Raw genomic sequence first — 26,142 nt, forward strand, 5'->3', positions numbered from 1 at the left:
CTGCCGAACAATGCGCCGACCGCTGAACTAGATGTCGCGGGCCCCGAGAAGCTCCGTCGCGGCCAGAGGACGGTGTGCTCGCTCAAGGGGGAAACGGGGGGCGGGGAGCAGCCTCCGCCGTGCAGAGATGTCGGCGGAGGCCGCTCCCCCGGTACGCCTCGCAAAGCAGAACACCGTCCTCTGGAAACGAGGAGATTCCATGGTCCTGAGCCTTGCCCGGCACGTTACAACGGCGAGTCGTCGCTGAGATAAACAGAACCAGGGCAATGGCGTCTGCGCGGGGTGGGCGGCAGGCCCTGTTCGCCGACGGGCCGCCGCACGTTCCGCCCCCCGTTATCTTCTTCGTGGCCCCGCAATGGGGCTCCCGGCCTCTGGAGCTGGCATGACTTTCTCCCCCTGTCGATCGCATGGCCTGGGGGGTGGTGTCACCGGCTCCGGAGGCATCGACAGACCGCTGATTAGGGGCATGACCACCGGCTTCTTCCGAGGCAGGGAGGCTCTTCGTAATGTGGATGTGGCGATCGGTGCCGTGCCAGGGCCGGGCGAGTACGACCCGAGACTGCACGTGATCGACACCAGCGACATCGGCGCCTTCCTCGGCCTGGACGTCGGCAAGGGCGAACACCATGCCACCGCCGTCACTCCGACCGGGAAGAAGGCTTTCGACAAGCGGCTGCCCAACAGCGAACCCAAACTCCGCGAAGTCTTCGGCAAGTTGAAGGCCAAGCACGGCACCGTCCTCGTGGTCGTCGACCAGCCCGCCTCGATCGGCGCTCTGCCGATCGCGGTCGCGAGGGACATGGGCTGCTCGGTGGCCTATCTGCCGGGTCTGACGATGCGGCGGATCGCTGATCTCTATCCCGGCGAGGCCAAGACCGATGCCCGCGACGCCTTCGTCATCGCGGACGCCGCCCGGTCGGTGCCGCACACCCTGCGCTCGATCGAGCTGGAGGAGGAGACCATCGCTGAGCTGGAGATGATCGTCGGGTTCGACGACGACCTGGCCGGCGAGGCCACCAGGATTTCCAACCGGCTGCGCGGCCTGCTCACGCAGATCCACCCGCACCTGGAGCGAGTCGTCGGCCCACGCATCCAGCACCCGGCCGTACTCAAACTGCTCGACCGGTTCGGCTCCCCGGCCCGGATCCGCAAGGCAGGACGCCGCCGGTTGATCGACTTGATACGGCCCAAGGCCCCGCGGATGGCCGAGCGGCTGATCGACGACATCTTCACCGTGCTCGACGGGCAGAGCGTCGTCGTTCCCGGCACGGACGCCGCCGCGCTGATCGTTCCCAGCCTCGCCAACTCGCTTCAGGCGGTGCTCGACCAGCGCAAACTCCTCGCGGTCAGGATCGAGGAACTGCTGGAAAACCACCCTCTTTCCAAGGTCCTGACGTCCATGCCGGGGATCGGCGTCAGGACCGGAGCGAGGATCCTCATCGACGTCGGCGACGGCACCGCTTTCCCGTCCGCCGCCCATCTGGCCGCCTATGCCGGGCTGGCGCCGGCGACCCGCAGCTCGGGTTCCCCGATCCGCGGTGAACAGCCCTCCCGACGAGGAAACAAGCAGCTCAAGCGGGCCTTCTTCCTGTCCGCGTTCGCGGCCCTGGCCGACCCGGTCTCGCGGGCCTGCTACGACAAGAAGACCGCTCAGGGAAAGCACCACACCCAAGCCCTCCTCTGCCTCGCGAGACGACGAGCCGACGTGCTCTTCGCGATGCTCCGCGACGGCACCTTCTACGACCCACAACCAAGCCCCACGGGTTGACGAAACCCATAGGGGCACCCCCCCCCGCACTGCAGCTTCCCATCGCCTTTGACGTCATCGCGCAGTTCCAGCAACAGTTCCAGTTCGGCTTCCTCGATTTGAAGCGAACTGCTGCTGGGCCCCGAGCCCGGGCTTGGTAGAGCTCCTGCCCCAACTCCTCCATGGCAGCGGCCAATCCGATCGTCGCCATAGCTACTTCTCGTCGTCTGCGAGGTTCAGAAATGAGTGGCGCCAGTTCTGGGCGACGACTTCAGCTTGGTGCAGTTCCAAGGTGAAGGTCATCACGAGTCTCTGAGCGGTGCGGCGACTCATTCTGTCCAGACCTCTGTCGGGGTGCGGCCCAGTGCCTCGTGGGCCTGGCCGGGGTAGCAGGCCACCGCCAAGGCCAGCCCTCTCGCAAACCGCTCGCAGGTCCCCGCCTCCTGCTACAGCCTTGCCCATGAAGCGAAGCTCGTGTGCTCGTACACGCGGCAGTGCGGCGGGACGGACGGCCCCGCGAGAAGCAGCCGAGATGGCCCTCGCGCCGCTTCCATCAGGCGCTCGCCACGCTCCGATCCGCCGCGTGGGCACGGCTGGTGGGTCGGCCTCGCTCGGTGCCGCTCGTGTCGAGCGGCACGTCTGGCGGGACAGTTGGGTCAGGTCTCTGAGGTATCGCTATTGGTTCGCCGGGCGGGGGAGGGGATCAGGAGTTCGGCGCGGATCATCGCGGCGATGAAGGCGACCGCGCCGATGAGTACGACGGACCAGGTGATGGCCTTCCCGGGCCTGTCCCGTTCCGATGGGCGGGGTGATCTTTTGGTCCGGGGGGATCTGCCTGTCGATGCCGACTGCCTGGCGGGCGTTGACCGGGATACGAGCGGTGCCGGGCTGCGCCCCTTTGGGTTGTGGACGATCTCGTGGGGTTGGCCGGTGCCGCACAGGGAGCCCCCCGGGCCTGGCCGGCTTCAGGGTGTTGACGTGGTCCAGCGGTAGCGGCTCTTCGCGGAGTGCCTGTGGGTGGCGCTGGATGCCTGCCGCGCCGACGGGATCTGATCTGGGAGGGCTGGCTCACACCGTGCTCTCTGGGCTGGCCGCTGCCTGCTTCCTGTGAAGTGGAAAAGCGCGCGCCGGACCGGCTTCTGCTTCATCCATGGGATGCGGTGCGGGGGTGGACCGTTGCCGCATCCCATGGACGCCTGGTCAGTCGAAGAGTCCTTCGACGACCTCTTCGGCGGCCTCGCCGCCGATCTCTTCGGCTGTCTCTTCTGCGATCTCCTCGATGATTTCCCCGAAGATGTCGTCCATGTGGTGATTCCTTTCGTGTTGGTGCGGCTGGCCCGCGGCAGCTGTGAGGCGACTACGGGGTCGTGAGCATCGGTTCAACGTGCCGTTCCTGGAAGGGAGTTCCCAGAAGATCTTCCTTCCACTGCCAGCGGTGATTGTCAGCTTCCTGTTTGCCGTCGGCCTCCTGTTTTGCACCGGTTTCCTGCTTGCCGTCGCTGTCGGCAGGTGGCGCAACCGCGTGTGCTGACTGCCATCCGTACGCGGATCCATGTCGGCGGGGCTGTCGGTGGGGAGTTGGCAGGGGGGAGGCGGCGACCACCTCTGTGGCCATGTGACGGTCACATCTCCCGTGTCGGTGAGGTAGGCGACGGGGCGGCCGGACCGGTCCACGGCCCAGAACCGCCCGCGCCGGTCGGCGAGGGCGCCCACTTGGTCCTTCAGCGGGCCCAGTGTGCTGGTGCCCACGCGGTCGGGCGGAACCGCGCCGGGGAAGTAGGTGATCTCCAGCGTGGCCGCTGTCTCGTTGTGGCTGACGCGGTAACCGTCGGCGAGTTCCGCGTAGCAGGACGGCACGCTGATCGCGTGTTTCGTGGTCCGGTTGTAGACACCGGCCTTGGCACCGGCTTTCCTGGTGGGGCCGCGGGACCAGTAGACCCAGCGGTCCACCACCTGGATCTGCGCGGGTATGCACGGGGCACCCACGGACGGACACCAGGGGGCCGGCTGGCTTCCTGGACGGCAGGGATGCTGCGGAGACAGTGCCGCTCCTGGCTGACAGAGTGGGTTTCCAGTAGCCGTTGGGAAACCGGAAGACGTCGCCTTCCCAGGTGCACTGGATGTCCTCCACCGGGTCTCCGTTCGCCGGTTGCCACCAGAGGTCGCCGGCATTCCGCGGGGGCGTGACGTTCAGCTCGCCCTTTGCGGTCAGCGACAGGGTGAAGCCGGAAAGGTACGTGGTCGCGCGGGAGACGCCGAGCGGTACGTGGAGTGTGCCAACGAGCAGGTGTCCCTGGTCGACCGCGATGCCGCCGACGCCGTACACCGTCTACTGGGGCAGCGGTACGTGCACGCCGACGGCCGGGATCCCGTCGGCGCCGAGCGTAATGCGCTGGACCGCCCAGTCGTCCGGGCTCGAGCCGCCCGTGACGTAGATGGCGCCGTCTGCGCCTCTCATGAGCTGGTGGCCGGATTTCAGCAGAGTGCGGGCCGCGCCGCCGGCGGCGGGTTGGTCCAAGATCTCGCCGTCGCTACCGGGCTAGACCACCCAGTTGCCCAGCAGCGTCACATTGCCTGGAGAATCCCTGTGGGGGTTCGGGGCCCGTCCGGATGGTCGCGGTCGACGAGGTAGCTGTGAAAGTCGCCGTCAGAGTACGAACCGGGTTGCGTCCAGGGGAATGGTGTACGGGTTCGACCTGATCCGGGGGTTTGCCCCGGCATCGGGATGGTGCCCGCATAGATGAACGGCCACCGGCTGATCTTCGAAGTGTCGAAGCCTCGAAGGAGATCAGCACGATGACCGCACCTGACAGTCTGCCCCGGCACGTCCTCGCGGAAGACAACCTCGGCGCGGCGAGTCCCGACCTGCTGCGCGCGATGGTCAAGACGTTCGCCGACGCACTCATGTCCGCGGAGGCCGATGCTCTCTGCAATGCCGAATACGGGCAGGTCAGCGACGAACGCGTCAACCACCGCAACGGCTACCGCTCACGCGAGTGGGACACCCGCGCAGGCACCGTCGAGCTGGCCATTCCCAGGCTGCGCCAGGGCAGTTACTTCCCGCACTGGCTGCTCGAGCGACGCCGCCGGGCCGAGCAGGCCCTCATCTCGGTGGTCGCGACCGCCTACCTGCTCGGCGTCTCCACCCGCAGAGTGGAGAAGCTCGCCGAGTCTCTCGGCGTCACCCAGCTGTCGAAGTCCCAGGTCAGCGCGATGGCCAAGCACCTGGACGAGCAGGTCGCAGCCTTCCGCAACCGGCCCCTGGACGCGGGCCCGTATGCGTTTGTCTGGGTCGACGCGCTGACCCAGAAGGTCCGGGAGGGCGGCCGGATCATCAACGTCCACGCGCTGATCGCGGTCGGCGTCAACGCCGACGGCCACCGCGAGATCCTCGGCCTCGACGTGGCCACCGCCGAGGACGGGGCCGGCTGGCTGGCCTTCCTGCGCTCGCTGATCGCCCGCGGCCTGTCCGGCGTCCAGCTGGTCATCTCCGACGCTCACACCGGCCTGGTGAACGCGATCGGCGCGACCCTGCCCGGTGCCTCCTGGCAGCGATGCCGCACGCATTACGCCCGTAACCTGCTGAGCCAGGTTCCGAAGTCCGCCCAGCCGTGGGTGGCCACGCTGCTGCGGACCGTCTTCGAACAGCCCGACACCGACGCCGTCCAGGCCCAGATGCGACACGTACTGGACGCGCTGGAGGCCAAGTTCCCCAAGGCGGCAGCCCACTTGGACTCCGCCCAGCATGAATTGCTGGCGTTCACCGCCTTCCCACGCGAGATCTGGCGGCAGATCTGGTCGAACAATCCGCAGGAACGGCTCAACAAGGAGATCCGCCGCCGCACCGATGTGGTCGGCATCTTCCCTGACCGCACCGCCCTGATCCGGCTCGTCGGCGCGGTCCTGGCCGAACAGAACGACGAGTGGACAGAAGCCCGCCGCTACATGGGACTCGACCTACTCGCCAAGGCCCGCCTCCACCCGACCGAGTCAGAAACCGACGAGATCGTCCTGCCCACCGAACTCACCGCATAGCCTCAAAGAAGAGATCACCGAGTGGTCGTCGATACACCACTCCCGCGGACGTGACCCAGAACCGTGGTGGCGCTGAGCGACAGCAGATGCGGCCTGTTCTGCTGGGCGGAGGGTAGTCCGGCTCTGCGGCAAGAGCCGTGCGCAGACGGCCGCTGGTGTTTTTGGGCCCCTATCTCTGCGGTCAAGGTTGTGGGTGAGGATGGCGGTATGACGACCTGGTTCCGCACCTACTACGAGGACGAAGATCTGTGGCTGTATTTCGAGGCTGATGACGGAGGCTGGGCAGCACGGCAGGTTGAGGTCCGGGGCGGGACTTGCGTCCGGTGACGGCGGCCTCCTTGGTAGAGGTGCTGCACTTGCGTGATCATGCGGATCTTGCGGCGATGTTCCCCTTTGAACGCCGGTATGGCGTTCTCGCTGAAGGTCCCATTGATGGCTGGCAGGACCAGCCGCAGGCGGCCCGAGATCACTGCGGAGGAGTTCGAGCGGCTGTGGGCTGAAGCACGGCGGGCTCTTGGCGATTCAGACTGATTTGGCGGGTTGGGCTTCGTAGAAGGTTCCGTCTCGGAGTATCGCGAAGAGGGCGTCGGCCCGTCGTCGGGCAAGGCGGAGCAGAGCAGAGCCTGGGTGTGGTGCTTGCCCTGAGCGATTTCCCTGTCGTAGCGAGGGCCGGGAGGCCGGGATCCCCTTGCGGAGGCACCAAAAGGTAATGGGGGGGCAGCGGCCGGGGACATGCCGCCAGCGGACGCTGACGGTGGGCCCGTGCTCGGTGCCGTCGCCTTGGTTGGCCTTCTGGTTTGCACAGGTGAGGCGGTCGCCGCGTCGGCCCCGCATGCGGCCGGGACGTGACGGCTCGTCCCGGCGGGGCGGGTCAGGTACGCGCGGGCGGAGGCGCGAGCACCATGGGCCACTCCTCCCCGGATTTGAGCAGGTCGTCGAGTGAGACGTCGGGGCCGGCGGTGAAGACGGCGGTCGGTTCGGCGAGGCGCGCGGACAGCGCGGGCTCGGCCGCCGTCCGGGCGGACAGGACCACCACGGCCTGCGGGTCGACGGCCGACCGGTCGGGGAAGCCGGCGGGGTCCACGCCCGCCTGCCGCAACGGGACGGGGTGGACGGCGATGCCCACGGTCAGCAGCCCTGCGTCGAGCGACTGTTCGGCCCAGCCGTCCGTGCGGACGAGATGGAGCGCCCCGTCACCCTCGTAGCAGTGTGCGCCGAGTCCGGCGACGGCACGCTCTGCGGGCGTGCCGTCGGGATCGACGACGAGGACGGCGAACACCGTGTCCGGCGCGTCGGGATCGAGGCCGGAGCGGAGGTACAGGCGGGCGGCCATGGGGCAACGCCTCCAGAGCGGATCGGACATGGGCGGGGCATCGGTACAGCATGCCCTGCGACCACCGCCTCGTCAGCGTGCGAGGTGGTGAGGAGCGGACCGCTTGGTGTATGAGGCGTGTGTGCAAGGGAAGCCGGCGAACGTGACACACCGGCTCAAAGATCTTTTCGGGGGCCCGGAATCAATCTGCGGGTCCGCGACTGCTCCAGGACCACAGTCGGCCGGGCGCGGGCCCCCACCCCGGAACAAGGAGCTGTGCTCCGGTAACCAGCAGGCCGGTCCCGCCCATTGCTGCCCGGCTTCCGTAGCGCGTCGGGCTGGTGCTTCGGGCACTGCGGTTGTCAAAAGGGCCTCTTTCTGGATATTTCTCCAGGCCCTGCGGTAATCCGTTTGAACGGCGTACGGGTGGACGTGGCAGGCTTACGTGGTGATTGTCGAGCTGGCCCCCCGTTTTCTGACCTGGGACGATGTGGATCCCGCCCGTCATTTCTTCGACAGCGCGTCGGCGCCGCAGGTGGTGCGGTCGCTCGGGCCCGCCCTGAGGGTGCCCAGCCGCACCGGCATCCCCTCGGATGACCCGGCGATGCGTGCCTGGAGTTGGGGTGAGGGACAGCCCTGGGCCGACGCCATGTCGCACGCCCTCGCCGAGCACTACGGCCGCTGGACCGTGGGCTGGCGCTGGTCGCACGACGAAGGCGACTTCGACGGAGGACCGGTCGGGAGCTGGTGCTGCCCGCGGGACTCGATCACCACACCGCAGGAGACGCTCGCCCGTGTCGTCGCGGCACTGTGCGAGTGGCGCGAGTGGCTGGAGAGTCTCGCCGGGTGGTTCGACAGGTACTCCTTGGACCTGACCGGGGTCGAGGACCAGCGGATCCTGTGGGAACGCGCCGCCCGGAACCTGATCCTGCAGGTGACCGATCGCACCGGTTGCGGCAGCGGTTGGCACGGGCATTGCTGTCAAGTGCTCACCTGGTTCCTCAGCCGCTGGGGGGTCGATCCCGACCTCGCGCGGGAGCTGGTCGACGAGGCGATCGGCGGGCGGTTCGCGAGCTGGACCGGCCCCGACCCGGCGCTGGTCGAGGATGTCGCGGAGCGCCTCGCACTGTCGCTGGGGCCGGATGACGGCCCAGGAACCGCCAGGCCCGCGCCGGACGACGTCGAGCGCTGGCTCGAGGTTCGCGAGAGCGTGCCATGGCAGGCGGTTTCGGAAGGCAGCCGGGACGACCCGGTCACCCCGTCGTGCGATGGCGCGGTGGAGGACATACGCGCCTTTGACGGCGCCTTGGACCCCGCCCGCGCACAGGGCCTGCTTGCTGCCCTGGACCTGCTGCGGGCCGACGCGGCTCGCGGTGCCTCCCTTGACTTCGAACTGCTTCAGCGCTGGCAGCGGCATGTCCTGGGAACGCCGCAACCACCGCCGTTCCGCAGCCTGCCGGCCTTCGCAAAGGGGGGCCGGGAACGCTACGGCATCGGCCCGGACACCCGAGCCCGTCTCGACGCCCACCTGGCCGAGAGCGCCCGCCCTGTTGAGCGGCCCCTTCCCCTCACCGCCCGGGCCGCACGTGCCTATCTCGACGTGTGCTTCTTCCACCCGTTCGACGACGGTAACGCCCGGTGCGCCTTCCTCACCCTCGTCTTCGTCCTCGCCCGCGAGGGCGTCGCGCTCGACGGAGTCAGCCTGCTGCGTCGCGTCACCTTCCAGGCCGACGAGCCGCAGGACGCGTTGACCCTCACGCGGTACGTCGACATCCACCTCTCGGAGACCCGACGCAACGCCGCCGCTTCCCTCGGCTCCTAGGCCGTGCCTGAGAATTGACCTCTGGGAAGGGTCCGAAGCTGACGGAGGGGCCGTGGGGATCGAACTTGAGCTTCATTCGGGGCGGCCCGTGCGAAAGGGGTCGTACCGAGCCACGTTGCTGCGGGGGTCTTACCACCACGGTGAAGCGTTGGCGCGGGCGCTGAGCGGGCTTGATCGCCATGGCTCTGGCAAGCTCGCCTGGATAGATCCGTACGGCGACACGCTGTTCAACGTGCAAGAGGCTCAAGTTGCGGGCGAGGAGGCCGCCGCCCTGGCGAAGGGCTGCGAAGACGAGCAGCATAGGGCAGCTCTGCTCGACCTCGCTGAGCTTCTTGAAGCCTGTGCGGCGACGCCAGGCAGTTACTTGTGGTTCATGGGCGACTAGTCATCATTGATCATGTGGCTGGTCGTAGCGAGTTGACGGATGCGGCGCCTTGGGCGGCTTCGCGAGGTGTTGTCCGTGCCCGTGGTCCAGTTCCTGCTCGGCAACGCCCCGTTCGAGCGCCACTGTACGACCCAGCAGTGGGCGAAGCTGCACGAGGACGTGGACGACGCGGTCGAGATCGTCGCCGAGATTGCCGTAGACCAGGGAGCGGCCTACTCCGGACCGAGGAAGAAGCAGCGCGTTGCCTGATGGCCGAGCACGGCCTGCCCATCGCGGATCCGGTGTACGAGGCGCTCCTGAAACCACTGTTCACTGCGGCTGAAGAAGCCCTGTACCTGATCGGCCGGGCCATCAAGGGACGTTGACGCCTGTCGGATCACAGTGGCAGGGAGCGCGGGATGACGGTTACGGACAACGCTGTGGCGAGCGACGAAGCCGTTGGGCGGGTGCACCGGTGGGTACGGCTCTTATGCACTGAGCCGGGCACCCGTCTGTCCGCCCTGGCCTAACAGGATCCTTCACTCGCGCCATATGGCCTCGGTCGCACCTCGTCATAGCAGGCGGCGCAGCCCGTCCAGCACGAGGGTGATGACATCATCGGCCTCGGCCCGCCAACCGGGGCGGTCATGGGCCGCGCCGATGCCGTGCAGCGCCATCATCACGGCACCGGCACCCACGTCGTCGCGAACGGCGCCGTCCCGCACGGCGGCGGACACCAGGTCGGTGACAGCCTGCTCCAGCGCCCGGCTGCCCTCGGCGAGGACACCCGAGCGGTCGGCCATGAGCGTGGCCAGCGTCCGGGCCAGGCCTTTGTGGGCATCCATGTGGTCGATCACGCTGCGGAGGAAGGTCGCCAAAGCCTCCGCAGCGGGCAGCGTGGCCTCTAGCTGGCGGGCGCGGTCGCACAGCGCGCCGACTTCCTCGTGGTAGACCGCCTCGGCCAGCGCCTCCCGGGTCGGGAAGTGGCGGTACAGCGTGCCGGTGCCCACCCCGGCCAGGCGGGCGAAGTCATCGAAACGCAAGTCGAAGAAGTCGCCGGCGTCGAAGACCTCCCGGGCCTTGGCGAGCAGGGCCTCGCGCTTGCGCCGGGCGTCGGCCCGCAGCGGCTTGTCGGCGGTCATGCGCTACCTCCATGCGCTACCTCGTGTGAGAAATGGAGGTGACCTCCATATTTTGGAAAGTGGAGATGATCTCCAAATCGATCGTACCCCATGAGGTGAAGCGTGAAGATCCTGATGTTCGGCCGAGGCGTGATCGCCACGGTCTACGGCTGGGCCCTGCAACAGGCGGAACACGACGTCGAGTTCTACGTCCGGCCGGGCCGCGCGGCAACGTACGGAGACGCAGTGGACCTCGACCTGCTCGATATGCGGCGCCGGGTGTGGGGGCAGCGCGTCGTCGAGAAGTGGCCGGTGCGCTATCGCGAGGCGCTGGAGCCGGACCACGACTTCGACCTGATCGTGCTCAGCGTGCCGCACCACCGCCTCGCCGAGGCGACGGCCTTCCTGTCCCCGCGTGTCGGCCGGGCCACGGTGCTGGTCTTCGGCAACATCTGGACCGAGCCGCCGGCCGCGATCGGCACACTCCCTGTCGACCGGATCGCCTGGGGCTTTCCCCAGGCCGGTGGCGGTTTCGGCACGGACGGCGTGCTCCGCGGGACATTGCTGCCGTCGGTCATCTTCGGCACCCTCGGCCGGCCCCCGACCGACCGGGAGCGGGCCGTGCGCCAGGCGTTTCGCGAGGCCGGGCTCCGGCTCAAGGAACAGCCTGACTTCCGCGGCTGGCTGTGGATCCATTTCGTGTCGGATGCCGGCCTGTTCTCGCAGGGCCTGCGGCTAGGTTCCCTGTCCAAGCTGGCGGGGGCAACGGGCGACCTGCGCGAGGGGCTGCTGGCCGGCCGCGAACTGCTGCCGCTCCTCAAGGCGCGCGGCCTTGACCTGCGACGTCACCGGGGCGGTGTGCTGCTGTTCCGGGCGCCCACCTGGCTGACGGCGCCCGCGCTCGCCTGGGTGACAGCTCATGTCGCGCCCATGCGCGTGCTTTTCGCGGCGCACTCCGACCCCGACGCCGAGGAGCCGCGTGAGGTCTGCCGGGACACCCTGGCCGAAGCGCGACGTTTGGGCATCTCGGCACCGCGATTGGAAGCGGCGGAGCCGAACTTCGCCCGTGCGGGGACGGGCCGAGTCTGAATCCACCGATGTTGTCGGTCCCGGTGGTCCATCGCGGCTCCTTGGTCCGCCGTGTCCCAGAGCCGAACCCGGTCGCACCGGTCGCATCGGTGGCCCAACTGCCCTTCACACACGGCTTTTCGCTGTCCAGCCTTTATCGCCTGTCCGTGACGTCGTGGAAGGAAGGCCAGGGCTACCGCCGAGAAGTACGAGCTTCCTATGGCCCGTACGCGCCCGCTCGCGCCGCCGCCAGCGTACGAACATTTGCGCCAGTTCCGCGAAGAAGAGCCGGTCTCGCGGGTTCGTCTGCTTGACGGCGGGCATGCCTGGGTGGGTCAGCCGCCACGAAGACGTGCGAATCGTGTTGAACGACCGGCGGTTCAGCGCCGACCGGCAGCATCCGGATTTCCGCGGCTGGTCAAGGGCGAGGCAGCGTCCCGGCGGCTGGACGAGGAGCGCACCCCTGATCGTGATGGACGCGCCGGAGCACGGGTCGGCGAGCAAGCCCGTGCTCGGCGAGTTCACGGAGCGCCTGTTGGCATCCCGTCGTCGACGCCGACGCGGGCCGGCACGGCGACACCGTATGAGTGTGGAATTCGCCGCCCCGAGACTGTACGAAAGCACGGTCGCCGGCTTCACGCCGATCGCGGCGGGGGACTGCTCTTGCCAAAGGCGCAGTGTAGGTGCGGGCTGTGGGCCCCCATGTGTAGACCTCTTGCTGATGGTGGGTTCCAGGGGGCCTTGCCCTGCCCCTTGCTGTTACGTAGGTGAATCTGCGTTCTGCCGAGCGCGGCCCGGCGAGGGCGGCGCGCATCTCCGCGGGATCAGGCCGGACTGGCGGCTGAAGAAACGCTTTGCGCCCGGTGGGATGCCGCCGGGCCAGGGATCGGGCGGCATCCGGGAGAACCCGATGGGCGTGAGGCCGCGGGGATGTTCCGGCCTGACCGATGGCCGGTTGCGAACGTGAAGCTCAGAGCGCCGGCAGGTGATCCATGAACCGTACGCTGCGGATCGCGGTGCTACTCCAAGCCTCTTCGTTTTTATGCGAGTTGAGGTCGGCCAGGAACCGTTCTGTGGCGACGGTACGGGTCGACGCCTCGGTTGGAGCCTCCTGCGCGGGGATCGCGTATTTCCCGCATACCGCGCCGTCGCCGTCCGTAGGGCGCTGACGCCCTGGCCGGTTCCCATGGGGGATCATGCGGACTTCGTCTGCTTGCCGCTGTACACGGTGAGGGTGATTGCGGTTGGTCAGCGGGCGGTGTCGGGTGTGGCTTCGCATCCGGTTGTGGCCCGGTGGTCAGTCCTGCTGGACGGTGTCTTTGCCGAATCCGCCGTTCAGGTTGTCCGTGCCGGGCCCGCCGTACAGCTTGTCGTCGCCTTTGTCGTTCTCGTTGTCGTTGGCGTTGTCGCCCTCCAGCAGGTCGTCGCCGCTGTTGCCGTGGATGACGTCGTTGTGGACGCCGCCGTACAGCTTGTCGTCGCCGGAACCGCCATCCAGTTTGTCGTCGCCTTGGTCGCCGTACAGCTTGTCGTCGCCGGGACCGCCGTAGATCGAGTCGTTGCCTTGGCCGCCGTGCAGTGTCTGGCTGCCCGCGCCGCCGTGGAGTATGTCGTTGCCGGGACCGCCCGTGCCGCCGCCGGTCTCGCCGTCAACGTAGATCGTGTCGTTGCCCTTGCCGCCGTAGGCATACGCGCCTTCGCGCACTGTGAGGGTGTCGTCGCCGTCGTCGCCGGTGACGGTCTGGGCCTCGCGTCCGGTGCCGGCCCAGGTGTCGTTGCCGGCGCCCAGGCTGATGACGTTGTAGCCCATAAGGAAAAACCCGTCGAGGGGGATGTTGTTGTGCACGGTGGCGGTGTCGTTGGCGTCGCCGAGGTTCAGCAGGAGTGTGCGCTCCGGGCTCGTGGCCATCTCTCCGATTGCGACCGTGCAGGCGACTTTGGTGCGGTCCTTGGCATCGGGGTAGGTGCAGCCGTGCTCCGACGCGTTGATCGGGACCACGTCGTCGATCAGGTAGGTGAAAATCGCTTGCCGGCTGTCCGATGTCTCGGTGACGGTCACGTGGTTGGCCTGGCGCGGGGCGGCCGTGTAGATAACCCCGTCGGTCACCACGGCCGTGGCCGCCGGCCCCTTGTAAGGCGCGGGCCCGCTCAGCGCGATCCGTACGGCGAAGCCCGTCGCGAGCGTCAGCGCCAGTACCGCTGCGATGCGGAGCGCCCGGTGACCGGCGAGTCGAGAGAGCATTGCGGTACCTCCGTGGGCCAGTTGCGGATCCGGTACCACGACCGACTGCCGGCCCGCACCTCTGGTTGCCCGGGACTTCCCAGCGTTCGCCGAGCGTTCATATGATCTGCGTTGGTGGCGGAGAGCGGGGTTTCCCCAACGTCCGGTTGTGGCTCAACGAGGGCACGCGGAAGATTCACGCGGACATCACCGGGAACCCGTACGACCACTGCTGGCATCCGCCTCTGGCAGGGCTGCTGTCCGTATCGGCCTGGTCGCGGGTCGCTGGAAGACCGGTACGTCCATCCCGACCGGGGGTGCCGTGCCCCTGTTTTCGTAGTCGCCGGATCCCTGGATCCCGCAACTGGCACTCACCTCATCTGGGCAGACATCGTCTATGACCTCCGCCATCCCGAAGAGCTGGAACCACTTGTGCACTGCGCGCACAACCTGGACGGCTGGGAGGAGAGCTGGGGCGTCTCCTTCTTGGACAAGCGCCCGACAGAGGAGAACTGACAGCCTGTTTTCGCCGCCAGGATTGGGCCATCTCCCGAGCGGTCTCATTACTCAGCGCGGCCGGGTCAGGGAAGTTGAGCCAGGCTGGAAGTTCGTGAACAAAGCCACCCGACCCTACTCGGGAGCCGGCCGAGTTACTGCCGGAGTGACGTTCACCCGCAGCCGCCACTCCGCAACTCCGCCCCCTCGGCCCAGCCGAACTCGGTCCGGTATTTGGGAACGAACTGCGTCGTACGGCACGGCAGCCAGGGCGGGTCCGGTGGCACCGGGCGCCCTGGTGGTCAGTGGCCCGCGTCGGCGACCGTGTGATCGCGGGTGGGCGGCAGGGTGCCGTCGACGATCAGCACGGTGTCCTTGGCGGACCGCCGCGAGGCTGAGGGACGATCATCGCCCCGAGGCGGTCGATGATCCGGTCCGTCGCCGACTTGGACACCTCGAACTGCGGAGCCAGATGGCGCATCGCCAGGTTCGTGTGCCGGCAGGCGGCGGCCACCAGTGCCTGGTCCTCCAGTGGAAGGCTCCACAGCCGGCCCCTGTGGACCGTATCGGCACCCTCGTGCCGCGGAACCGTCGCCAGCATTCCCCGGCGCTGGGAGGCTCGGCTCCGCAGTCTGGGGGCTCGATACGTTCAGCACCGCCCTTTACGGTCCGGCAGTCCAGGCCGGCCTGTCGTACGCGCTGGGCCCGGCGCTGAACATCGGTCTGGCGGAGTAGTCGTGGATGTCGAGGTCACGGTGTGCGGTGTGGCGCACTACCGCGAGAGCTGCCCGCACGGCTGGTCCCGCAATGGTGGTCGACTGCACATCCTGAGCCGACGCCCCTGTATGGCAGCCGTCCTGATGCTCGGCCGGCCGACAAGCCTGCTTGAACCGACACCGCCTCGCCCGGTCAAGTGATGGATCGCTACGCGGCAGTGTGCCTGTTGAGATCGGGTGCCTTTCCCGGCTCAGGGTTGGTCGTCGACCAGCAACTGGAAGGATCCACGCCCATGGTTTTCGTTCGCGTACATGCAATGAAGGGCCATCTGAGTGCCGTGCAGAAGGAGGAGCTTGCCGCAAAACTCATTCAGGCCGTGGCTGACGTCGAGGACCTGGTCAACAACGAGACCCACAAGGAGACCTCTTGGGTGCAATTCTATGAGTTTGAGCCCGAGAACTGGTATGCACCGGCCAATCGCCGGTGCTGATCCCAATTCCCGGGTTCAACTCGACGTCATTGCGCCTCAGAAACTTCTCCCCATGCCTGAAGACACCCGTGCCATGCTGACCAAGTCCGCCGAAGCCGTGCGATCGGTGTTCGGTTCCGGTCCGCTGCCGGTGCACGGGCCGTGGGTGCACCTCTACACCATCCCGAACGACCAGTGGGGACAGGACGGTCGCGTCCCCGACTGGGAGGGCTTCCGGGCCCTCCTGCGTGCCGGCAGCCCTGAAAAAGCCGATGAGGCACTCGCCCAGATTTACGGGCCCGGGCGTCACGCAGCAGCGACGTGGCGCGCTTCATAGCTTGATGCGGCGGCGGGGCGGCCAGGCCCAGACGCTGCGTTCGTCCAGTACCCCTACCCCTCACTCAGCGCCATTCGGTGTAGCTTGCCGGGTGTGTCGTTGTGTATCCACCGGGCCAGGTGACTGCCTCGATGGTGAGGCGGTACGTGCGCCGGGACGCGCTCTGCACGCCTGCCTGCGGTGGCGCGACGCCAACGCCCGCCACCCCGACGTCCTGGCCGCCGAACGCAAGGAACGCGCCCGCGTCCGAAGCGAGAAAGGCATCCGCTGGGGCGGACGCCCGTTCACGAACGCGGCCTGAAAACGCTCCGGGCGGTGTCAGACCACCAGCGCGGCATGTAGAGCGCTGAATGCCTTATGAAGCTCCACCGTGGCGATCGGATCGATCTCCATCTGCAAGTGACACACGTCGTCGTCACCGTTGGGAGTCAAGCGGACGAAAAAGGTGAAACCGTCCCCCACCGGCTCCGCCTTCAACGTCAGCGGATTGTTGCGCCCGGGAGTCACCGCCGCCGAAAAGCGCCCACCCGACGGCGCGCGCAGGTGAGAGAGCATCCGCGCCACGAAGTCTCCAGCGCTGAGATCTGCGGTGAAGTCAGCGGTTAGCCAGGAGCACCAGTCTGCGGTGATCTGCCAGCTGTCCGCACCGGTCCGAGCCAGCTCCAGCCACACGTCATCGTTGCCGAGGCGTATCCGCGGCTGGTCCATCTCGCCCTCCGACATCCGTGGCCTGAGCTCAAGATCTTATGGGGCAGGTCTCCGACGTCGGAAGTCGTCGCACGTCAGCCATCGCGCGGCAAACCGGCGAAGCTTCCCGGTCAGAGCACCAGCGGCGACCGTGTCGATGCTGAGGGCCCGCGGATGGGTCCGGAAACGCGTGCCTTGGGCCGGGGTGGAGGGCTCCTTCGCGAACGGCGCGGGCTGGTTTCCCAGCACACCGCTCTCCAGTGACTCCCTTCGGCCTGCGTGACGCCATGATCAGCGCCCACACTGGACGGGCGGGCCGGGATCGCTGCGGCAGTGACAGTGCCGTGGAAGACATCCGATCCGGCCCGCGAGGTCGGCGCCGGGGCGTCCGGTGGGGAGGGCGGCTCCCGTGCCGTTTCAGACCACGGGGAAGCATCGCAGGACGGAGGATTGCCCGCGTACTGCACGTACGCGGGCAACTCCGGCAGCGTGGCGAGGTGCCGTACCGGGCATTCCGGGCCCACAGCGGTCCGCCGGACAGGCGCTCGCTAAGGGATGGTCACACCGCAGTTGGCGATCACGCCGAAGCCGTACGCCTCGATGACGGCCGTCTGGGCGCAGACCTTCGAGGAGGCCGAGACGAAGGCACTGATCAGGTCGGCGTCGGGGGTGGCGCCGCCGGCCAGTCTGGCGGTCGGGACGACGTTGAAGACGTCACGGTTGTAGGGGAACGCGATGTTCAGCTTGCCGTTGGCGGTGCGCGGCGCAGCGGCGTCCACCCGGGTGAGGACGGCGAGGCCGTGACGGTCTATCACCACACCGTTGGTCTGGGCGATGTACTTGGGTACGGAGTACGGGACCACGTTGCCGTTGTCCGCCAGGATGGTGCCGTCGTTCTCCGGGATGAGGGCGCTGTTGACACACGCGCCGACCTGGGACTCGGCAACACCGATCTTGCCGAGGAAGAAGGCGCGGACGTCGGAGCCCGCCTGCGGCAGCAGCGGCTTCAGCGCGATGCCGTTGTGGGTGGTTTTGAGGCAGGTGTAGATGTCCCGGAGCTGGGCGGTCGTGAATCCGAAGCCGTCGTTGAGCACGCTGCTCGAACGGACCGCGACGGTCACCGCGTCCTTGGCGAACGCAATCCACGTCAGCGGGGGTGTGTTGACGCCGTCCGGGGGCTGGGAGGAACGCGCGAAGTCGACACAATCGATGCTCGGGTTGGTGAGGTCGTTGCGCAGCGCCTGGATACCGGCCGCGGAGCCGCCTGGCCGTGCGATCGTGCCGCCGGAACGGCAGGTCACCGGCGTGGTGCCCGTCGCGTCGTACGACTGAATGAGCTGGTTGTCGGGGATGTTGTCGGGGTCGGGGATGGCGTTGCCCAGACCGTTGAGCACGTCCTGCGTGGCGGCCGACCCCACACCGACGATCTGACGCGTCTCCGAGTCGGCGGACGCGGGGGACACGAACAGGCTCAGACCGAGAGCGGCGGCGCCCACAGCGGCGGCCACGCGAATACGGAACTTCACATTCACTTCTGTTCTCCTCCGTGGATACGGATACCGAGGAATGGACGGTCAAGAGGAATCCGGATTTCCGCTGCCGTCGACCCGTCGGCCGACACCGTGAACAGTTCCGCACTCTCCCGCCGGAGAACCACCAACTCCATTGAATGAAAAGGTTACGAAGGCGCTCCCTGGACGACCCTTAGGGATTCCGGAGCGGCTTCACAAAATCCGCTGAGCCTGAAAGGCCGCTCCGAGCACCCCAGGGCCGGACCCGTTGATGGACAAGATTGAGGAGGCTGTCGGTGAAGCAGCCGGGCCGGAAAATCCGAGCGGCGTCCAGGTTTGCTACCCGGAGCCAGCGGAGATTGACGTCCATGATCTCCGCGGACAGGTACTCCTGGACCATGTCCCGTTCCGCCTCGTCCAGCTTGCGCACCGACTCCTGCTTGCGTGCCCAGTCCCGCTCGTAGCCGAGTTCCGGATGCGGGGCGCCGAGCTCTTTCTTGCAGGACTCGGCGAGCGCGAGGCGCTCCGGTGCGGTGCACAGCGCCGGCGCATGCGCAAGCCCCCTCGGTAGAGGGCGGGCAATCCGTGCTGCTCGATGTTGATGCGGCTGGTGACGTCGGCCAGGTAGTCCAGGCCGTTCGCGACCGGCGGGATGCTCAGCTCGGGCCGCTGCGGCACGTGCTCACGCGGTGTCCTGCGGCCCCGGTGCCGGTGAACTCGGTGTATTCGGTACCGGATCGGTCGGTACGCACGGTCTCCTCGAAGGACACGCCCACCGCGGTGAGGACCGGCCCGGACCTGGGCGGCGGGGCTGGTCGTCCCGCTGCCGGTGCCGCCGGAGGCCACCCCGCTGCCGGGAGCGCCTGCGGCGGCCTGCGACATGGTCCACCGCAGCGAGCCGCCCCCGCTAGGACGTGTCGGCCGGGACACGGCGGCGGGCCTGGCGCGCGAGGCGACCGACCAGCACCGTAACGCCGATCCCGCGCTGAGCGGCCTCGGCCTCCAGCAGGCCGCGTGCCACAGCGACCGGGCCCCGGGCGGGCCGCCCCTTGGGCATCTGACGGGCGTTCACGCGGCGCCGTCCCCGAGGCCGAGGACGTTGTAGGTGGCGTGGGTGTAGCTGCGCGGGATGGCCGCCGTGCTGATGTGCGTTGTGCGCCAGATGGGAGCGCCTTTCAGGTGCAGGTCATGCTTGATGACGCAGGTGGCGCGGCCGTTCGGTCCGATGGCGCCCATGCGCAGTCGGCGGTCCCGGTCACCCATGTTTTGGTTGAGGTCGCGGTGCAGCTGCACTTCCGCCGCTATGCGGCCCGCGCTCAGCAGGCTCTCCCCCCGTCATCTGCTCTCCCCGTGTTCTCGGGCCGTCCTGGCAAAGCCGTTGTGCACGCCTGATACCGACGCCCAGCTTTTGTTGCGACCTGGTCAGCTTCTGATTCCGGAAGGGAGATGTGAGTATCTCGAATCAGAAGCGCCCGCACCCCACGCCGTTCACAGGTCAGCTCCGGTGACGAGTGCGTGAACACCATCGCGAAGAAGGGGGCGGGATGGCAAATGGTGTTTCGTCCCGGATTCGCGGTATCACGTGGCGACGTGCGATGAGCCGTGCGAGCGGTCCAGCATGTCGAACTATCAGAACACGCAGTCGATGCAGTCGTTCCCGAACTGGCGTGCAAAGAACCGTGTGATCGGGAGACAACTACTGGCTGGAAGCGCAGAAGCCCGGCTGGACGGTGGAATGAACGGGTGTGACGCCGACGGGACCCGTCGGCGCCACGGCTGTTTCTTGTCATCATGATCAGTCGATCAGGCCGTCCACCATGGATGCGGCACGTCCGGCGAAGGGGAACTCGGGGTCGTTCTGGGTGCCGTGCAGGGCCGCGGTGAGGGCGTGCAGCAGCCGAGCCTCTGAGGCTGGGGTGTTGAGTGGTGGGATATCGACTGGCGATTAGGAGCAAATCCACTGCGCAATGCGCTCAACGGAGTGATCCAGTGACTCAATTGTGCTCGTTGCGTCCTCTTGTTGTTGTCAGGTTCTTAAATATGGGGCAATTGATAGACTGGCGATCCGTGCGGCCGTGTAGCCTTATGTGTGTTGTGGAGGAATTTCGTGGAAGTCTTGGCGGTAACTGCAAGTGAAGCTCCGATTGGGGCCAAATTGTTTGCGAGTTTCTGTGGTTTGATCTTCTTGGGCTTCGGGATCTCCTTCATTGTGAGGAATCGCCGCATCTCGGAAGCTGGCCGTGACAGGGTTGCTCGTACTGATCGGTCAATTGCCACCTATATGCCTAATCCGAAACATGTTCTACTGTTCGGGATCATCTTTTCGCTGATCGGTGCACTTTTGATATTTATGGGAATTGTGTTGCTGATCCCTGATCCCTGATCCCTGATCCGCTGATCCGCTGATGCGTCTTGTTGTGTCGTTTGCTGGCGGGGTCATAATGTCAAGGATGTTTTGGGATGGAGTCGGCACTTGGGTAAGTCCCGGCAGAGAGTCAGACGTTCGCAGTTTCGTGACTTTCATAGGCCCACTCGGACCGGCCGTCTCCGATAGAACTGCACCATCCGAGTCTCGTAGCCATCGCTGCCAAGCCCACTGGGATACAGCACGGGATAATCGGCGATGTCGTGTTCCCACGTGACCTTGACGTGCCTCACCTCCAGTTCCGAGATTCCATCTCCGTCACTCGAATAACTTGAGAGGATGACCTGTGCATCTGTGGTTGGGAGCCCGTTGGTTCTCCTCGGCCGACACCAACATCTGGTTGAAGAGCGGGTCCCACTCGTTGAACGGGGAGTTCGTAGCGACTGCCGTCGCCTTGTGTTCCTCCCGCTTCGTGGAGATCTGGAACAGCAGTTTGGCACCCTCCTCGCCGCCTACATCCGCACGCACGCTGCCGAACCGCCCGGGAGGCTGTGGCGCCCTGCGCACCTGGACGCCTGAGCCTTGAACGGGCAGGCGGCCGGTGGCGTGGGCGTGGGGCACGCATCAGCGGCTTGAGCACAGTGCGGACCGACTCCCAATCGCCCGAGGCGATGGCCATCGCTAACCCGTAGCGCCGGCGCTCCAGCATCTCCATGTTCTGCACCACATCGGCCAGATCCCCGTTGGCCAGGAGGGCCTGCCGGCGAAGTACTGCTCGAGTACGGGCAGCTCGAAGACCAGATGCGGATCCCCGCGACGCACCACAAGTCGGGTGCCCGGGAGCGCCTGCACCTCGCCGGGGCTGCTCACGTCTGCTGCGGCGGCCCATCCTCCGGCGCTCGTACAGACCGTGGCAAGCTGCTGCAGGAGCCGCTCGGCTCGTTCTTCCCTGACGCTTTCGACGTCACGCAGGGCCCAGGTGACCAAAGCGCCCATGAACGCCACCGGTCTGCCTGGGCAGTTGCTCGTCATCCCGCTGCATCTGGGTCCCGATAATGGCGAACAGCAGCCGACGTAGCACACCGCGCACCATGCTCGATTGGCTGCGCACCGCAAAGCCGTGGCCACCGAGCAGGTCCATCAGTGCCGCCGCTTCGTCCTTGGGCACTCGGGCGTGATCCTGGGCAGCTTGGCGTCCACTTCCAGGCCGGGGCGTGCCGTGGCCAGGATGCGCCAGCGTCCACCGGCTGCAGAGGCGGCCCAGCCGAGGGCTTGATCCAGCAGCTCCTTAGACATCGTTTCTGATGGCTGTCAGAGGTGCCGCGTAGATTTCGGTTATGCCCGAGCCTTTAAGTGAAGATCTCAGACAGATGCTGGACGACTTGCCACCTGGCAGGCTGATAGGGCCGTGTCATCATCCGCATCCGGTGGTATGGATGAGCGACGGCCCGCTCACGGACGCGGCTGACTGGTGGAAGCGGCTGTACGCGCGTCGTTGTGAGACCGGCCTGTACCCGCTGTTGCTTGAGTACCCCGACGACTCATGCGAGCCTGTGGGCGGTGGCTACGGGGCTAACGCCGATGCCGGCTCGTACTTCCGGAGCAAGTGGACGGACGACTCGTGGCCGCCTTTCAAGGAGTGGCCCGGTCTCGCGATGCCTGCCGCGGTGGTGACGGACGCTGACGTGTGCGCGGAAGAAGTGGCGACTGCTGTCGTCCGCGACGGCCGAGCCCGGTGTCTCGCACTCGTCCAGGTCGCGCGGGGCGCCGATGCCCCCGCTGCCCTCAGCTGGCTGGGCATGACGAATCACATGACTGCGCAGGAACTGTCGGCAGTGCTGCGCTCCTGGGAGCACCGGTTTGGTGTCCGTGTCGTGGGGTTTGGACACGGAAGCCTGTATCTCTCGGTTGCCGCTCCGCCGACGGACGCCCACCAGGCCCGTGTCCTCACTGGGGAGCACTACCTTGCCTGCCCAGACGTCTTCTATGAGGACCCCGACCTGGACTGGTCCACGTATCACGAGGAGCTTATGCAGCGTCGCGAGTGGCGGTTTTGGTGGGACTGAGAGTGGCCTGTTTCTTGGCAAGGCGGCGGTGGCAGATGAGCGTGGCGGCGATGCCTGCGAGCGCGAGGAAGTGCTCGGGCTTGCGTTCGTAGCGGCGGTGTAGGCGTCGGCAGTCGGCCAGCTACGACACCGCTCTTTCCACGACCCAGCGGTGGCGGCCGAGCCGCTGCGAGGACTCGACGCCTCTCTGGGCGATGCGGTGGCGTATGCCGCGTCCACGGAGTCATCGCCGCAGGCGGTCGTAGTCGTAGCGTTTGTCCGCATGCAGCTTCGCCGGCCGCCTGAGGCGCGGCCCACGGCGGGAACGGATGGGCGGGATTCCACGGAAGAGCGGTTCCAGCCCCTGACCGTCGTGCATGTTGGCGCCGGAGATACCCAGCGATAGCGGCAGTCCGTTCCGGTCGGTGACCAGATGGATTTTCGATCCCAACTTGCCACGGTCGGTCGGATTCGGTCCTGTCAGAAGCCCCCATTTGCCGCCTGGACGCTGATGGAGTCGATCGCACACCGCGACCAGTCCAGCTCGCCCCGGGCTCCGCGCTCGTCCGGGACCACGCGGTGGAGCCGGGCCCAGACCCGGTCCGCTCCACTGGGCGAACCGCCGGTAGACCCGTCTGCCAGGCCGGCCCGAACACCGGCGGGAGCTGCCTCCACGTACAGCCCGAGGTGGCCACGAAGATGACCGCGGCCAGAACTTCACGATCGCCAGCCCGACGCTGGCCCCCGCCCTGCGGACGCCTCACCACCGTGGGCGGCACCACCCGCCGGAACAACACCCACAACTCATCCGGCACCAACCGCTCAACCAGATCCGTCATGCACAGCCCAACGGACGATCACGCCATAAGAAACGACGTCTTACTGCGGATCGGGCCGGGCTCATCCAGCGCGTTTAGCACCAGCGCCACATCACGCAGGGAAGGATCTCCGACCCTGCGTGCGGCGCGGGTGGCGGCGTCGATCACATGCTCCTGGATGTACTGCGCGGTGAGATGGACCGGAATGGGCGCCTGCACACCGGCACGGGCGGCAGCGATGTCCTGCTGGTGCTGACGCTCGGTTGCCAGGGACTTCCCCGTTCCGAAGTCGCCTTCCAGAACCACAACACCACACTCAGGCACGGCGGTTACTGCTGCGGGCAGGACTCCTACCTGCGGTGTGTCGGCGAATTCGGCAGCCACGGTGAGGGGAACGCCAGCAGCGTGCCAGCGCTGCACCATGCGGGCCCGGCTGACGGCACCCAGGTCATCCAGCGACACCTGCTCACCGGGCGCCGACAGATACACGGCAACAGCGTTGTGGTGTCCGGCCACAACAAGGCCGGCAGAGCCTCCGACCGTGATGGCCCCTTCGTCCGACGCGGACACAGTGCCGGGCGTGGCCGATGCCTGCTGCGCAGCGTGAGATGCGCCGCTGTGCCACCGGACGCCGAACCGGTTCCACCGGGCCTTCACGTGCTGTTGCCGTCCCCCGTGACCGCCTCACCGATGGAGTCGCCCGCGGACACCGAATTTGGTCCGGAGGCCTCCACCGGTGCGGCGGGGGCTGCCCCGGGCACCGGAGCGGGGGCAGACGGCCCCGACAGCCGGTTGCTGTTGCCCGTCACGGCCCTGCCGATATTGCCGTCGGCGGCAACAGCCCCCGCTCCTGATGCCGTAATCCCATGGGTGGCTTGCTGCCCGGCCTGCAGCAATCCGCGCAGGCCAAGACCGTCATGACGAGCGTGACGGTGTCCGCAGCCAGGCTTGCCACGGTGCCCGTCGTGCTGAGATCTTTTCAGCCGTAACAACAGGGCGAGTCCCACGCAGCTCAGAGCAGATGCTACCGCCGCCACCCACAGCACGCCCGGAGCTAGGTCCTGTCCGGTCGGTCTTCGTGGATCAGACCGCGGCGTCTGGTGGAGGGGGTCCCCTCCCGTGCCGTTCAGGCTACGGGGAGCATCGCAAGGCGGAGGATCGCCCGTGTACTGGACGTACTCGGGCGACTCCGACAACGCGGCGAGGTGCCGTGCCAGGCGTCGCGGGCCCGCGAAGATCGGCCGGACAGGGCCTAGCCGGCCTCCACAACACCCCTGCCCGTTCTCAAATCTGTGGCGGCACCTTGGCGGACGGAGGCCGGGCACAGCGGCACACGGTCTCAGCCTCGCGCCGGGGATCCGGTGCCCAGCGCACCACGGGACCGAATGCGCAGGGGGCTCGCCCCCCGCCATTTCCTGGGAGAAGGAAATCCAGTGCTGGCCGCGCCCGCAGCGACGGCCATAGATCTCCGCGTTGTAGGCCTCGTCGGTCACCAGCGCCACGACACCGACAGCGTCCCCTGCATACGCATCGTTGAGGGCGGTCGTCCGGGAGTGCGCCCGCAGGATCTGGACGAAGGAAGGACTGGAGATGTGCGAACCGTTGTACTCACTGAACCCCGCATGCAGGAGCAGGCGCAACTGCGGCAGGGGATAGCCGGGCCGGGGGACAGTATCGGCCCAGTCTTCGTTCAGGTCGGAGGTGCATCCCGGCTGTACTCGCCCGTCGGGGGCGCCGTACGCCCGCCCCCGAAGAACAGATACTGATGGGCGATGTCGCCCGCCGCCCGTCACCGCGATGTCGATGCCGCCGCCCGCAGCGATACTGCGGTCTCCGGAGGCCTCGACAGCCGGGCTCGGCGGCATGCCGGACGGCACGTGGTCTGGCTCTGTTGCCGTACCCACCCTTAATCACGTGGACGCTTCACGGCCTACAGCATCGTCACGTTCGCAGAACTGACCAGCATAGGACGTGAGATGGCGGTGCCCGGTACAGCACCCGGACGTGCATCGTGAACCCGATTCGGGCGCGGTCAGCCCTTGCGGGTCTTGACCTCCTCGGTCAGGGCGGGGACGACGTCGAAGAGGTCGCCGACCACGCCGTAGTCGGCCAGCTCGAAGATCGGGGCCTCGGCGTCCTTGTTGATGGCCACGATGGTCTTCGAGGTCTGCATGCCGGCCCGGTGCTGGATCGCACCGGAGATGCCGGAGGCGATGTACAGCTGCGGCGAGACGCTCTTGCCTGTCTGGCCGACCTGGTTGGTGTGCGGGTACCAGCCGGCGTCCACGGCGGCACGCGAGGCACCGACCGCCGCACCCAGGCTGTCGGCCAGCGCCTCGATGATCGCGAAGTTCTCCACGCCGTTGACACCACGGCCGCCGGAGACCACGATCGCGGCCTCGGTCAGCTCCGGACGCCCGGTGGACTCGCGCGGGGTACGGCTGGTGACCTTGGTGCCGGTCGTCTGGTCCGAGAAGGACACGTTCAGGGCCTCGACCGCGCCGACGGCCGGGGCGGCTTCCACGGCCGCGCTGTTGGGCTTGACCGTGATGACCGGGGTGCCCTTGGAGACACGGGAGGTGGTGGTGAAGGAGGCGGCGAACACCGACTGGGTGGCCACCGGGCCCTCGTCGCCCGCTTCGACGTCGACGGCGTCGGTGATGATGCCGGAACCGATGCGCAAAGCGAGACGGGCGGCGATCTCCTTGCCCTCCGCGGAGGACGGGATCAGCACGGCGGCCGGGGACACGGCCTCGACTGCGGCCTGCAGGGCGTCGACCTTCGGCACCACCAGGTAGTCGGCGTACTCCGACGCCTCGTGGGTCAGCACGCGAAGAGCACCGTGACCAGCCAACGTGCTCGCGGTCTTCTCCGCATTGGACCCCAGAGCGACGGCGACCGGCTCGCCGATGCGGCGGGCGAGCGTCAACAGCTCCAGGGTGGGCCTGCGGACGGCACCGTCCACGTGGTCGACGTAGACGAGAACTTCAGCCATGGGAAGAAACTCC

The 26,142-nt window shown here is 67.3% G+C and carries 24 protein-coding genes and 3 pseudogenes; 12 read left to right on the forward strand and 15 right to left on the reverse strand.

Annotated features, from left to right (window positions below; all coding sequences use genetic code 11):
• Positions 1-565: 565 nt before the first annotated feature.
• On the forward strand, positions 566-1,768 hold the full coding sequence (locus tag WH07_RS03890) for an IS110 family RNA-guided transposase (protein WP_198533715.1): 1,203 nt from the start codon (positions 566-568) through the stop codon (positions 1,766-1,768).
• Between the two features lie 1,179 nt (positions 1,769-2,947).
• Here WH07_RS03890 and WH07_RS39520 read toward each other — a convergent pair.
• Positions 2,948-3,697 carry a hypothetical protein gene (locus WH07_RS39520; protein WP_157877188.1) on the reverse strand — a complete coding sequence of 250 codons (750 nt, stop codon included), beginning with the start codon at positions 3,695-3,697 and terminating at the stop codon, positions 2,948-2,950.
• A gap of 379 nt (positions 3,698-4,076) precedes the next feature.
• Complete coding sequence (locus WH07_RS03900) at positions 4,077-4,265, reverse strand: hypothetical protein (protein WP_046495284.1); 189 nt, start codon at positions 4,263-4,265, stop codon at positions 4,077-4,079.
• A 278-nt stretch (positions 4,266-4,543) separates the two neighbouring features.
• Here WH07_RS03900 and WH07_RS03905 point away from each other — a divergent pair, with 278 nt between their 5' ends.
• On the forward strand, positions 4,544-5,782 hold the full coding sequence (locus WH07_RS03905; RefSeq protein WP_046495286.1) for an IS256 family transposase: 1,239 nt from the start codon (positions 4,544-4,546) through the stop codon (positions 5,780-5,782).
• Between the two features lie 871 nt (positions 5,783-6,653).
• Here WH07_RS03905 and WH07_RS03915 read toward each other — a convergent pair.
• Positions 6,654-7,115 carry a hypothetical protein gene (locus WH07_RS03915; protein WP_046495288.1) on the reverse strand — a complete coding sequence of 154 codons (462 nt, stop codon included), beginning with the start codon at positions 7,113-7,115 and terminating at the stop codon, positions 6,654-6,656.
• A gap of 427 nt (positions 7,116-7,542) precedes the next feature.
• On the opposite strand from WH07_RS03915, the gene WH07_RS03920 reads away from it, so the two are divergent.
• The 3 genes from WH07_RS03920 (at position 7,543) to WH07_RS03930 (ending at position 9,550) form a co-directional block, all read left to right on the forward strand.
• Positions 7,543-8,916: a Fic family protein gene (locus WH07_RS03920; RefSeq protein ID WP_046495378.1), complete on the forward strand. Its 1,374-nt coding sequence runs from the start codon at positions 7,543-7,545 to the stop codon at positions 8,914-8,916.
• Between the two features lie 52 nt (positions 8,917-8,968).
• The gene (locus tag WH07_RS03925) at positions 8,969-9,301 is read left to right on the forward strand and encodes a hypothetical protein (RefSeq protein ID WP_046495290.1); all 333 of its coding nucleotides are present in this window, start codon (positions 8,969-8,971) and stop codon (positions 9,299-9,301) included.
• 75 nt (positions 9,302-9,376) lie between these two features.
• Positions 9,377-9,550 carry a hypothetical protein gene (locus WH07_RS03930; RefSeq protein WP_157877189.1) on the forward strand — a complete coding sequence of 58 codons (174 nt, stop codon included), beginning with the start codon at positions 9,377-9,379 and terminating at the stop codon, positions 9,548-9,550.
• A gap of 302 nt (positions 9,551-9,852) precedes the next feature.
• On the opposite strand, the gene WH07_RS03935 is transcribed toward WH07_RS03930, so the two are convergent.
• Complete coding sequence (locus WH07_RS03935) at positions 9,853-10,422, reverse strand: TetR/AcrR family transcriptional regulator (protein ID WP_046495295.1); 570 nt, start codon at positions 10,420-10,422, stop codon at positions 9,853-9,855.
• A 102-nt stretch (positions 10,423-10,524) separates the two neighbouring features.
• On the opposite strand from WH07_RS03935, the gene WH07_RS03940 reads away from it, so the two are divergent.
• Positions 10,525-11,490, forward strand: a complete 966-nt coding sequence (locus WH07_RS03940; RefSeq protein WP_046495297.1) for a ketopantoate reductase family protein — start codon at positions 10,525-10,527, stop codon at positions 11,488-11,490.
• 1,276 nt (positions 11,491-12,766) lie between these two features.
• Here WH07_RS03940 and WH07_RS03945 read toward each other — a convergent pair.
• Complete coding sequence (locus tag WH07_RS03945; protein ID WP_232788705.1) at positions 12,767-13,750, reverse strand: calcium-binding protein; 984 nt, start codon at positions 13,748-13,750, stop codon at positions 12,767-12,769.
• A 749-nt stretch (positions 13,751-14,499) separates the two neighbouring features.
• Positions 14,500-14,789 (reverse strand): annotated as a pseudogene (locus WH07_RS03950) (IS5/IS1182 family transposase); the annotation flags it as partial.
• A 133-nt stretch (positions 14,790-14,922) separates the two neighbouring features.
• On the opposite strand from WH07_RS03950, the gene WH07_RS39525 reads away from it, so the two are divergent.
• From WH07_RS39525 to WH07_RS40810, 4 genes and pseudogenes are all read left to right on the forward strand, one after another.
• Positions 14,923-15,102, forward strand: coding sequence for a hypothetical protein (locus WH07_RS39525; protein WP_157877191.1), 180 nt, complete (start codon positions 14,923-14,925; stop codon positions 15,100-15,102).
• Positions 15,102-15,392 carry a tautomerase family protein gene (locus WH07_RS39530; protein ID WP_157877193.1) on the forward strand — a complete coding sequence of 97 codons (291 nt, stop codon included), beginning with the start codon at positions 15,102-15,104 and terminating at the stop codon, positions 15,390-15,392. Before WH07_RS39525 ends, WH07_RS39530 begins: the two co-directional genes overlap by 1 nt.
• A 52-nt stretch (positions 15,393-15,444) precedes the next feature.
• Positions 15,445-15,708, forward strand: a complete 264-nt coding sequence (locus WH07_RS39535; RefSeq protein ID WP_157877195.1) for a hypothetical protein — start codon at positions 15,445-15,447, stop codon at positions 15,706-15,708.
• 157 nt (positions 15,709-15,865) lie between these two features.
• Positions 15,866-16,009 (forward strand): annotated as a pseudogene (locus WH07_RS40810) (IS630 family transposase); the annotation flags it as partial.
• Positions 16,010-16,026: 17 nt separating this feature from the next.
• Here WH07_RS40810 and WH07_RS03955 read toward each other — a convergent pair.
• The 4 genes from WH07_RS03955 to WH07_RS03970 all read right to left on the reverse strand — a co-directional run bounded on the left by WH07_RS03955 (position 16,027) and on the right by WH07_RS03970 (position 19,199).
• Positions 16,027-16,416 carry a hypothetical protein gene (locus tag WH07_RS03955; RefSeq protein ID WP_157877197.1) on the reverse strand — a complete coding sequence of 130 codons (390 nt, stop codon included), beginning with the start codon at positions 16,414-16,416 and terminating at the stop codon, positions 16,027-16,029.
• A gap of 527 nt (positions 16,417-16,943) precedes the next feature.
• On the reverse strand, positions 16,944-17,927 hold the full coding sequence (locus WH07_RS39540; protein ID WP_052744228.1) for a type 2 periplasmic-binding domain-containing protein: 984 nt from the start codon (positions 17,925-17,927) through the stop codon (positions 16,944-16,946).
• Positions 17,928-18,813: 886 nt separating this feature from the next.
• Positions 18,814-18,978 (reverse strand): hypothetical protein, encoded by a 165-nt coding sequence (locus tag WH07_RS39545; protein ID WP_157877199.1) that lies wholly within the window; start codon positions 18,976-18,978, stop codon positions 18,814-18,816.
• The gene (locus WH07_RS03970) at positions 18,975-19,199 is read right to left on the reverse strand and encodes a DUF6354 family protein (RefSeq protein ID WP_046495304.1); all 225 of its coding nucleotides are present in this window, start codon (positions 19,197-19,199) and stop codon (positions 18,975-18,977) included. The genes WH07_RS39545 and WH07_RS03970 overlap by 4 nt, the downstream gene beginning before the upstream one ends.
• A gap of 814 nt (positions 19,200-20,013) precedes the next feature.
• Here WH07_RS03970 and WH07_RS39550 point away from each other — a divergent pair.
• Complete coding sequence (locus tag WH07_RS39550) at positions 20,014-20,289, forward strand: hypothetical protein (protein WP_157877201.1); 276 nt, start codon at positions 20,014-20,016, stop codon at positions 20,287-20,289.
• A 137-nt stretch (positions 20,290-20,426) separates the two neighbouring features.
• Here the strand turns inward: WH07_RS39550 and WH07_RS42070 are convergent, their stop codons facing one another.
• Together WH07_RS42070 and WH07_RS03980 are read right to left on the reverse strand one after the other, a co-directional pair.
• Positions 20,427-20,771, reverse strand: a complete 345-nt coding sequence (locus WH07_RS42070; RefSeq protein WP_408645796.1) for a DUF6881 domain-containing protein — start codon at positions 20,769-20,771, stop codon at positions 20,427-20,429.
• 464 nt (positions 20,772-21,235) lie between these two features.
• A complete protein-coding gene (locus tag WH07_RS03980) occupies positions 21,236-21,439 on the reverse strand; it encodes a hypothetical protein (protein ID WP_046495307.1) in 204 nt (67 codons plus the stop codon).
• Positions 21,440-21,707: 268 nt separating this feature from the next.
• On the opposite strand from WH07_RS03980, the gene WH07_RS03985 reads away from it, so the two are divergent.
• Positions 21,708-22,337: a DUF4253 domain-containing protein gene (locus WH07_RS03985; RefSeq protein ID WP_232788706.1), complete on the forward strand. Its 630-nt coding sequence runs from the start codon at positions 21,708-21,710 to the stop codon at positions 22,335-22,337.
• Here WH07_RS03985 and WH07_RS38635 read toward each other — a convergent pair.
• The 3 genes and pseudogenes from WH07_RS38635 to WH07_RS04000 all read right to left on the reverse strand — a co-directional run bounded on the left by WH07_RS38635 (position 22,300) and on the right by WH07_RS04000 (position 26,129).
• Positions 22,300-23,155, reverse strand: a pseudogene (locus WH07_RS38635) (IS5 family transposase). The gene WH07_RS03985 and the pseudogene WH07_RS38635 overlap by 38 nt on opposite strands.
• Before the next feature lie 18 nt (positions 23,156-23,173).
• On the reverse strand, positions 23,174-23,623 hold the full coding sequence (locus WH07_RS39555; RefSeq protein WP_157877203.1) for a hypothetical protein: 450 nt from the start codon (positions 23,621-23,623) through the stop codon (positions 23,174-23,176).
• A 1,543-nt stretch (positions 23,624-25,166) separates the two neighbouring features.
• Positions 25,167-26,129 carry an electron transfer flavoprotein subunit alpha/FixB family protein gene (locus WH07_RS04000; protein WP_046495312.1) on the reverse strand — a complete coding sequence of 321 codons (963 nt, stop codon included), beginning with the start codon at positions 26,127-26,129 and terminating at the stop codon, positions 25,167-25,169.
• Between the last annotated feature and the right edge of the window lie 13 nt (positions 26,130-26,142).

This window comes from Streptomyces odonnellii, from assembly GCF_000981895.1.
Lineage (GTDB): Bacteria > Actinomycetota > Actinomycetes > Streptomycetales > Streptomycetaceae > Streptomyces > Streptomyces odonnellii.